The 7133-nt window shown below is 39.2% G+C and carries 8 protein-coding genes and 1 pseudogene; all 9 read left to right on the forward strand.

The window, feature by feature from the left end:
- Window positions 1-1274 (forward strand): annotated as a pseudogene (locus I6F48_RS20835) (contractile injection system protein, VgrG/Pvc8 family); the annotation flags it as partial.
- Between the two features lie 14 nt (window positions 1275-1288).
- Complete coding sequence (locus tag I6F48_RS20840) at window positions 1289-2149, forward strand: immunity 49 family protein (protein WP_165729607.1); 861 nt, start codon at window positions 1289-1291, stop codon at window positions 2147-2149.
- A gap of 774 nt (window positions 2150-2923) precedes the next feature.
- A complete protein-coding gene (locus I6F48_RS21445) occupies window positions 2924-3700 on the forward strand; it encodes a hypothetical protein (RefSeq protein ID WP_231615285.1) in 777 nt (258 codons plus the stop codon).
- Between the two features lie 80 nt (window positions 3701-3780).
- On the forward strand, window positions 3781-4149 hold the full coding sequence (locus I6F48_RS20850; RefSeq protein ID WP_197120228.1) for a hypothetical protein: 369 nt from the start codon (window positions 3781-3783) through the stop codon (window positions 4147-4149).
- Window positions 4150-4160: 11 nt separating this feature from the next.
- Window positions 4161-4556, forward strand: a complete 396-nt coding sequence (locus tag I6F48_RS20855) for an immunity 22 family protein (RefSeq protein WP_165729584.1) — start codon at window positions 4161-4163, stop codon at window positions 4554-4556.
- A 304-nt stretch (window positions 4557-4860) separates the two neighbouring features.
- Window positions 4861-5382, forward strand: coding sequence for an SMI1/KNR4 family protein (locus I6F48_RS20860; protein WP_165729585.1), 522 nt, complete (start codon window positions 4861-4863; stop codon window positions 5380-5382).
- An 85-nt stretch (window positions 5383-5467) separates the two neighbouring features.
- Complete coding sequence (locus tag I6F48_RS20865; RefSeq protein ID WP_165729586.1) at window positions 5468-5944, forward strand: SMI1/KNR4 family protein; 477 nt, start codon at window positions 5468-5470, stop codon at window positions 5942-5944.
- Window positions 5945-6011: 67 nt separating this feature from the next.
- The gene (locus I6F48_RS20870) at window positions 6012-6356 is read left to right on the forward strand and encodes an immunity protein YezG family protein (protein WP_165729587.1); all 345 of its coding nucleotides are present in this window, start codon (window positions 6012-6014) and stop codon (window positions 6354-6356) included.
- A 47-nt stretch (window positions 6357-6403) separates the two neighbouring features.
- Window positions 6404-7133 (forward strand): DUF7738 domain-containing protein (locus I6F48_RS20875; protein ID WP_197120229.1); only part of this gene is annotated, 730 nt, incomplete at its 3' end.

Consider the following 7133-nt stretch of genomic DNA (forward strand, 5'->3'; position numbering starts at 1 on the left):
GTGATAAGCACGCAGTTAAGCACGAACTTGAAACAATTTTAGCCTTTAGCCAAAAAACAACCAGTGCATTATCAGATGCCTTTGAATTATTACTCGCCTTAATGGACGATGAAGACACCCGTAGTACACTCGCGCGTTTCCCGTATGACTATATTGAAGCCCACTCGTACGTAGATAAACAACGTATAACCGGTGTAATGGCCTTTGAAATATTATTAGCGATATTAACAGGCGGGGTTGGTGTTGCCGCTTCTGCAGCGAGTAAATCAAAACACCTTGCCAGCGCCAATCGCGCACTGGTTAATATGGCCGATATACTTAAACGCAAACAGCTAGATAAAACAATATCGCACACAGTATCGCCTGAGCAACCTAAGTTAATTGAGCGCATTGACAAACCTGATGCAACATTACAACCAGGTACCAATCGAGGCGTAACAACGCAGGTGTCAGCGAGAGCCCATGCTGACTACTTATTGCAAAATCTACCCGATGATATTCGTGGCAACTACCGTGCATACACCAATGCAGACGGTAAAGTTATCATACAGCGCATAGATGGCAGTAAACCACCAAAACTGCGTTATGAAAATGGCGCGTTAGTGGCCGTATCTGACCAAATCGATGTGTTTAATACCCTGTCACAAAAATTAAAAATTAAACACAGCAATTTAAACTCAGCCGCAAGAGCCCGTCTAAAAACACTCGAAATGGCGCGAAATAGCGCCGTGGCACAACGTGATGCCGCGCTATTAGCAGGAGACGCTAAAGCATTAAAAGATGCACAAAAAGCCATGCGACTGGCCAGTGAAGACTTAGGTGAAGAAGCCGCCCGCATTTATGTACAACAAAACTACCCCAACGCCAAACCATTAAACACCAAATTACCCGGTAACGGCAAGCAAGGTGAGTTTGACCAAGTGTATACTATCGACGATGGCAAAGTGCTTATCATGGAAGCCAAAGGCGGTAATGCAACATGGGGCAGCAGAATGGCAGGAGAAGAGCGCGCACAGCAAGGAACTGCCAAATACATGGATTCTGTGATTAATAATTACACAACCAAACTAGATACACTCACAAAAGACCCTCGCTATGGTAAAGTCGGCGAAGAAGCCTTTACTAAGCAGGTCGAGGGTATTCAAGATATGTTAGATTCACTAGAAGACGCAAAACTAGATGGAACGCTAGAGTATATTGGCATACAACAAAAAGCCAACGATAATGGCTTAATTGATGTTATTGATGTGTCTATTTTTGATATCGGATTTTAAGGAGATTTTTTAAGATGATTAAAAGCCATTACAGCTTTGCAAAAGTAAGTTATGAACACATGTGTGAGCGATACAAAAAACACGAAGAAAAAAACATCCCTCGTATCCAAAAAAACCCAAGTTTAGGGCTGCAAACTCAATTTAAACGAAATTTAATTGAATCATTCCCAATGGAAGCCATTGAAAACCCCAATAGCTACCACGCTTGGTTATACCTACTACGCGCGTCACAATTAGGGCACGGTATTTTTCAAAGTAACGCCAATGATGGTCAAGCCTTTGCATTTTTTTATGACGATGAATACCTAGAAGTCATTGGCAAGAAAAATCCTGAAAACGCAGAGCATCCTGTTTGGCTACTTGCTTTATATGCCGCGATTATCGTACGCAACCAAGAGGCCATTGATTTTTTAACCACCATAGATAATGAGGTGTTTGTAAACTCTAATTACGGCAATCAACTCAAACCGTTCGATTACGCCTTAGCTGATTTACTCAAAGGGCTATTCAATCCAAGCGCCGACTTAGCACACCTGCTAGAGCAAGCGTATGTCACCTCTAACCCGGATGATTACTCTATTGATGAAGCGTATTTATATGCCAGCCGCCTCAAGTGGCCGTTGGTCTCTGTTATCGAAGCCATCTTCACAGAAGACGGTGAGCAGGCCTACAATAGCGCCATGGAAAAGGCTTTATTACTGCACAAAGAATATTACAGTGATGAGGAGCGTTTAGGCAGCCGAAGTGGAGGTTTAGCAATTTCTCTTATCGCGATGGCCGTTATCGCTAAAGAAGTCAAAGGCTATCAAATCACTATTGAAAATGAGTATATTCCTGATTGGTTAATTAATGTTAACCCACCAAAACCAGAATAAACAAACGTATAAATAATTACCCGCTCTTTAACAACATGAATGTTGTAAGGCTAGGCGCTGCAGCCTTAAAGGATTAGCGCCCTAACCTTTCAAGTAATGGCTACTTTTATGGTTAGCGCCCTCATTTACTTCTCATTCTTTTCTCTTTGTGCAATATGTTTTTTAAATGAATTATTCACAACGCGGGCTAGAGACGCTGCGCTTAAAGAGTAAAAGCTTAATGTACCTACTGGCTCTACGTTTTTACAAACAAACAATAATATAAGCATAACGGGTTCTGGTAATGGCGATTTAATTATTCACAACGCGGGCGGCGAGATAAAACTCGACAGCCAAGGCAATGTTGATATTACCGCCACTAACGTACTCACACTCGATGGCACATTTATAACCTTTGATGGCCCGGTTGATTACGACATAACCAGCCCACAAACAGCGCGGGCACCAAGCAATGCAAGCCCTGCCAATATTAGCCGCATTAGTGATATAACCATTAATGACTCCGGTATTGCTGCAACAACGTCAAGCGTAGTAGATTTACTTTATGTTTATCAAGATGGCAGCCCTGTAAAAAACGCACCTTATACAATTAAATTTGATGATGGGACACAAAGCACAGGCCAGCTAGATGAAGACGGTATAGCGCAATTAACCGATGTACCAAATGGTCAATTTACTATTCAATACGGGGAAGATACACGTGAGTATGAACCACAAGATAACACCACACCAAATCCGCTTTATAAAAGAATAACCCCCGCCTCTGCCATACAAATGAGCAGAGCTGGGCAAACAGCAACACTTGATGAAGCAAGCAACATAGCCAGCCAAGCAGGTGATTGGTTATGGGGAGCACTGCAAGGCGACTTTAATAAAGATCCCACCACGGCACAGATTGTAGTGGGCAGTATTATTTCAATGATACCGGTTATTGACCAAGTCATGGACGTGCGGGATATTTTAGCCAATGTAATGCTACTGACTGATGACGATAAAGCCAACGACAGTGATGGTTGGATTGCCTTTACGCTCACCGCAATAGGTTTAGTACCGGTGCTCGGCTCCGCGGTAAAAGGCGTTGGTAAAGTGGTGATTAAAAACAGCGGCGACACAATAGAAGCCGCTATTGCAGTCCTTCGCAAGCTAGGCAAAGGCGACCCTGTTCAGTATTTACGCAAAATCAACTGGCAAGATTTAGGTAAACAAGCAGCCAGCGAAGTAAAAGCCTTTATAAAAGGCCTGCGCGATACACTTCACGAAATATCAACAAGTTGGCAGTATGATGTGCTATTGCCACAACTTGCCATAGACGGCATGCAAGCCACCATTAAACAGCTTGATGAAATAGCGCCCAAAATAGACCAAGGCGTTAAAGGCGCAGCCAGTGAAATTGGCAATCGCGTAAACAAAGCCCTTGATGAATTCGAACCACCGAAAAGCACCGGTATTGTGGGTAAACCTAAAAAGAGCGTTGCGAATGAATTAGATGCGCCTAAAGGAAATGATTTAAAGGGGTTGAGAGTAAAAAAGAATTCAATCTTTCAAATTTGAAAGTTAGTGATATCCCGACATTCGATTCAGGAAGCTTCAATAAGTGGTTTGACTCCAGAACACCAGAAGAGTTAGCCGAAATGTATAAAAAACAAGCCCTAAAAAGTAAAATTTCTGATGGCCTTAGAGGAGCTCGCGGTAATCACGAGTTTTTAATGGTTGTAGAAGCGCCTCAGTGGAGTAAGTGGGGAGTTAATGCCAAGCAAGTACAGAATGATTTTGCAATATCAATCTCAGCCTTGAACGAAGGTGGGTTAGCCAAGGGGTGGAAGCATTCAACTGGCTTAAAAGGTTCAAAATCCCCAAACTCTAAACGCGTACACAATGAGCTTCAAAAGATAATTCAAAACTCTAATAGTTTAGATGATTATAAAAAAAATATGTTCTCGTGGGCTGAAAAATGGATCGAAGGCGGTTACAATGGCTTACCAGAAGGTTTTCATCAATAAAGGAATATCAAGTGTCTAAAGTAGATTACTCGAATGAAGTTGATTATTATGAACAAGGTTTCGAAGAGGAAGGTATTGTTTCTGTCTGGTTAGGGATTGAACCTTTGACTAATGACGAAGAGACTGACGTTTTACAGGAGCTTTGCGGTGTAGGTTATTATGATATATCAAGTCAAGAAGGTGAGTGCTTTGATTTTCAAGATACCGATATAACATCTTTAATACACAATATGTCATATTCAAACTCCTTTATTGATTTGGTTGTTGAAGCTGCTAAAAGAAAGAATATTAATTCTGCTAAATGGGTCACCCTACAATACGACTTTAATTATAACCCAGAAAAAGTCAATCGAACTATTTCACCAGACCCCTTATTTATCGGAGCCTTTCCATACAAAGAAGATTAATCAAACACCTATTAGATAGTAACTATTCAGTTTTTAAATTATAGACCTGACTTTTCACCTTGGTCTAAAGGTTCCATCAATTTTAAACCAAATCAATTAGATGGTACTTCAGCTGACTTTGATGCCGTTTATGTGTATATAGCTAAACAGAAAGGTCTTAAAAGTAAGAATGCGGTAAAAAACCTGTTAAAAACTTGGTTTAACTCCACATCATTCGAGTGGTACATTAATCCAGCTTGTGCCTACAAAACTACATGGTAACTACACATTGGAGCTGCTTCTGATTTAAGGAAAGGAATTTAAAATGATTGATAAATTAATCACCGCCCTAGATGCTTCAGCGCTTTATATAAGTAGTGAAAAGGTCACAACAATAAAGGATGTCGAGCATGAGTTTAAAGTTGCTTTGCCAAAAGAATTAAAAAAATTACTATCAAGATTTGACTCTTCCATTATTTTTAACAATGGGGCAAAGATCATCCCCTTTCAGAAAACTCCTTATACAAATAATGACGGGTACCTGCCATTTGAAATAGTTTATGGTCTAGAAAATAGTGATAATAACCTTGTAAAAAAGAATCGCATGTATAAACAATTGAATGATGAAGGTTTTTTTATATTTGGTGAAAGTAGCGGTGGTGACCAATTATGCATCCATAAAGAAAATATGAAAGTTTATTGTTGGGATCACGAAAGCAGCGAAAACAATAATGAATTTTTTGAAGTATTTGCTAATTTTGATAACTTCCTCTCTAATCTAGAGCCTGACAATGCAAATATGGCGCAAAAAGAGATTGATTCTGCTAACTCATTTTTAGACTTTTAGTTTTTAAAAATGCTCCATTTAATAATACATGCACCTACAGCTAAGGACAGCCTATGCAACTCGACATTATAAACACCCTAAAACTATGAAAAAATTAAATTTAAAAAAAAGAGTTTCAATTACACATGATGAGTTAGATTCATTAGAAATGTTTTTTAATATTAACTTACCGATTAGCTACAGGGAGTTTATTTTAGAATTTAATGGTGGATGCCCAGATAAAATTACTATAAAAATTAACTCTGAAGAGCGCGTATTGGAAAGGTTTTTAATAGTTTCAGAAGATGAAAAGCTCGGTAATGAGTTTAAGCAATACGAAGTTAAAGTCGTAATGGCTCAAATTGAGGAAAGACTTACAGATAACGAAGACTTGGTTGGAGCCGAGACCTTACCTTTTGCTTACCTTTTTGGTGGTGATTTTTTATGCCTAGATTTCAAAGAAGATGCAATAAATCCTAAAGTAGTAATATGGGATCATAATGAGTCTGAAGAGTTATCGCCTGTTTTTTACAAGGCTTTTGATAATTTCCAAGAGTTTCTTGATGCGATGCCTTTCGGCTAACACATATTTACAAACTTTATGCTTGATCATTCAATTTAAAACTCATTTATGATGCTAAGGAAAGCCAATGCAACCCGATATTAAAAACATCCCGCAACACCTAGGTCAGTACCTTTATCAGCAAATAGATGAGCCATGGCATGAAGCTCAGCTTATTTTAGATTGCGATAATAATAATGCGATCGAGTGCAAGTCCCACTTTATTAAATCAGATAACGAAACACAGCATGCAATTGCTGTATCTAAAAATATAACTGAGTTATTCAAAACGTTATTTGACCACGCCATTAAAAATGAGACTGAAAATTGGCAACGCGCTATTTTTACTATCACTCGTCAAGGCCAATTTAACCTAAACTTTGAGCGCGATAATGATGAAGAAGCAATCGCTGCTGTTGAAATACATAAATAAATAAGATCAATCACAATCAAACTTCACCACCCTTTTTAGAGATATTTATGACTACTTTAACTAAGCAACTTATATTTATATCCCTCGCTTTAACGCTAGCTGGGTGCGATAAAGTGACAGTGAGCACCGTTACTGCATTATTAGCGCCCGCTGAAAAAATACAGGCGGCCTCCCCTGAAGCAAGTGACTTTCAAGTTAACGGCTGCAATTTAACTTATAAAGACCAATCACTGATTTTTAATACCAGCATTGATGAATGGGTTAAAATACTTGGCCCATACGACAGAGTCACTCACTTGGCAAACGATGTGTACTTTTGGGATGACTTAGGTCTCGGCCTTTTTTCTAGCACTGGCAAACACAGAGCTGATGAACTTCAGTTCGAGTTTAATGAAACCATAGCCTTTAGTGAAACAAATATTAAAAATACCTACTCAGAAGACATGAGAAAAACAAAAAGGGAGGCTAACGAATCTCGCTCTAAAACGCCATTTCCTCAAACGCTTTGGGTTAATGGGGCTGCAATTAAAGGTAACTGGGATATGAGTAAAGTAAATAATCAACTGTACGCATTTAATCCAAAAAATTCCCATTACTTTGGTGAGGCGTATATGCCCACTATTTTTGGTTCACGTTTTGCTTGCGATAAAGAGGCTCCGCCCTATTTTAACGAGGGCGAAATTGGCATTAGAGTAGATGTAAACCCGCAAAATAAAAATGAGATAAAAGTACTAACTTTGCGTGTTAAACTTTTTTCTGAGGAATACCTAAAAGATA

It is taken from the genome of Pseudoalteromonas sp. SWYJ118, assembly GCF_015864505.1.
In the GTDB taxonomy this organism is placed as follows: Bacteria; Pseudomonadota; Gammaproteobacteria; order Enterobacterales; family Alteromonadaceae; genus Pseudoalteromonas; species Pseudoalteromonas arctica.